Here is a 2,713-nt window from a genome sequence, read left to right as displayed (position 1 = left end):
AAGGCTCGCAAAAGAGTACGGCATGGAGGATTTTTACGCGCAAAAGTACATCGATACTCTTAAAATCGCGCTTGAAACCAAAGATGGCGAGAGCTTTTCGACGGGACACGGCTACATACTCGCCGCCGTGCAGGGATTTTTTAGAAAATACTTCTACACGCGCGGCACAGCGTTTGGCTTTTTGGCGCAGGAATATGGCGAATTTAAGCGGTATCTAAGCGACATAATCGGCGTTATACCGCCTGAAATAAAAGCTAAATTTACCGGCGAATTTGACGGAAACTACTCATCGGGCGCGTTTGTAAGCGCGGCAAATTTGGCTAAATTTTGGCAGGACTACAACGCAGGCGGCGATATCAAGCAAAAAACGGATAATTTTTACGCCCAAAATTTGCCCGCATTTTTGAGTGCGGTTAAATTTAGCGTAGAGGGCGGCTACGGACTGCTTGAGGCAACCGACGTCATTATGCCAAACCCGCTTGATCTAAACAGCTCCGAATGCTACTCAAATCTTTTTAATTGCGACCCCGAAGGCGCGTTTATCTACGCCGATACGGCGGCTCAACAACTAAGCGAAGCGATGAAGCTGGATAAAAAGAAAAACGAAAGCGATAAAAACGAAGGCTCGGGCGGCTTTTTGGGCGCAATAAAGAGGCTTTTTGGAAAGTAAATTATGGGCCAAGAATTGGGTTTCATAAAAATACTCGGGATGTTAAAACCATTTTGGAAAATTAAATCATAACTTGCCTCCGTTAAATTTAAAAACGTCTTTTTCTGCAAAAATCTCTTCTAGCGTCGATTCTATCGCACAAAATTCGGGAAATTTACGATAAATTTCCCTGTACCGCGTATTTGATATTTTATTTTAAGCTTAAGTTTTATTTTTATACTTATACTATATAATAATAAAATTTTAAATATTAAGCACAAATATTTAAAAAATTTAACCCAAAGGTATAAAATGTCTTTAACTCAGTCTCAAATTTCAGGACTTTACGTCGCTTTATTCGGTAGAGCTAGCGAAGGCGCAGGCAACGAGGCCTGGCTAAAATCGGCAAACGCGAATAATTTAAAATTATCCAGCGTTGCAAATTTGATGTTAGACACGACGGCATCGAAGGAATTTTTCGGTAAAAGCCTAGAGAGCAATGAAAATTTCATCAAACATATTTACGCTACTTTGCTAAACAAGGATGAAAATACCGATCTGGGCGGTAAAGCCGGCTGGGTAAAAATGCTCAACGACACAAACGATAGAGGCCACGTCGTAAGCGAGATTTTAAAGGCGGCGCTAAATCCAATCCATGCGCAAAGCGCGGATGCCGCTACGAGAAACGCCCATAAAATGCTGATAAACAAAATAATCGCATCAAATGTCGTAGCCGATAGTATAAAAGACGTGCCTGAGGGCGACGTAAAAATAACCCTAAATTCATTTTTAAAAATAAACGATGCGGTAACGGCAACGTCCTCTGCCGAAGATATAAAAAACGCTATCCTAAGCAATAAATCAAATTTGACCCTAAACGGAGCAAAACTAGACGAGTCGCTAAGCAAAAACGACAAAATATCGGTAATATCGCAGGTAACGGGCAAGAGCCAAAGCGAGATAAAAAAAGAATTTCCAAACTACGACAAAGACTACTCTGTGACCCCAAGTCCAAAACCGCTCCCAAATCCGGATCCAAAACCGACCATAGAAAAAGTCGACGTTAAGACATTTTTGAAAAAACCGCAAGCCACGTGGAAGAAAATACTTCGTTTACTATAGAGGATGAAGCCGGAAATATACAAAGCAATATAGATAAAATCGCGTCAAATTTAAAATACGTTGTATCGATCAAATTTAGCGGAAGCTTCACTTTAGACGCGAACAAAACCTATGTAAAACTGCTAGATAAAATTTCTGAAGGTAAAATTTGGCTGCAAAACGCGACCAAAGATCATTTAGATCTAATAAAAAGCACGTCCGTAGAGAAATTTTTTATAGACGACAGCAAGGATTTTACGCTAGATATCGCTACTTTCGTATCTTTAAAACATAAAATCGCAAGAGGCGATAAATTTACGCTAAAAGATACTTCGGCAAATATTGTTAAAAACTTCGATCAAATAAAATCCCTCGTAGATAGCGTCAAAACCATAGATAGCTCCGATAACAGCGAGATAAAGCTAATAAAAGCCCAGTATGACGTCATAAAAGACCTGGTATCGCAGGACGATAAAGATAACAACGTCTATAAAGTCGAGGAAAAAACGGGCAAAACGGCTATGACTCCTACCGACGTAAAAGACGGTAAGGCTTTTGCTTGGGAATACGTAAACGATAGCACCGGAATAACATATAAAATACAATTTGGCAAAAGGGACGCTCAGCCTGAGAACTCGGACATAAAAGTCGATATGCCGGACGGTAAATTTTATAACGGCGAAAATATGATCAAAGACTACAAAATCAAAGCCTATAAAATCTATGAAAAAGGCGGCTACAAAGTAACGCAAGAATACACTCCAAGCACCTCGAAATCAGGGGATATCGTTAGAGATAAATTTGACGAAAAAGGCGCGCTAGAGGAAAAAATATTAGAAAGATCCAGCGGCGAAAAACTCACTCTATCTTATGAGGACGGCAAGCTAAGCAATGCCGTAAAAACCGACCCCGAGTACGCAAATACCGATATAAACTTTGAAGTTAGCAAAGATAGCGAAAATC

At 40.1% G+C, this 2,713-nt stretch carries 3 protein-coding genes; all 3 read left to right on the top strand.

Features of this window, described 5'->3' with window-relative positions; all coding sequences use genetic code 11:
* The coding region (locus RYL88_RS12590) for a hypothetical protein (protein WP_314991766.1) at nt 1-670 on the top strand (670 nt) is incomplete at its 5' end.
* 291 nt (nt 671-961) lie between these two features.
* On the top strand, nt 962-1,771 hold the full coding sequence (locus RYL88_RS12585; RefSeq protein ID WP_314991765.1) for a hypothetical protein: 810 nt from the start codon (nt 962-964) through the stop codon (nt 1,769-1,771).
* On the top strand, nt 1,744-2,713 hold a 970-nt coding region (locus RYL88_RS12580), incomplete at its 3' end, for a hypothetical protein (RefSeq protein ID WP_314991764.1). The genes RYL88_RS12585 and RYL88_RS12580, both read left to right, overlap by 28 nt.

Origin of the sequence: uncultured Campylobacter sp. (genome assembly GCF_963517995.1) — a bacterium.
Taxonomy (GTDB): domain Bacteria; phylum Campylobacterota; class Campylobacteria; order Campylobacterales; family Campylobacteraceae; genus Campylobacter_A.
Note: the sequence above shows the minus strand (reverse complement) of the source record. Positions and strands in the feature narration are given on the sequence as shown.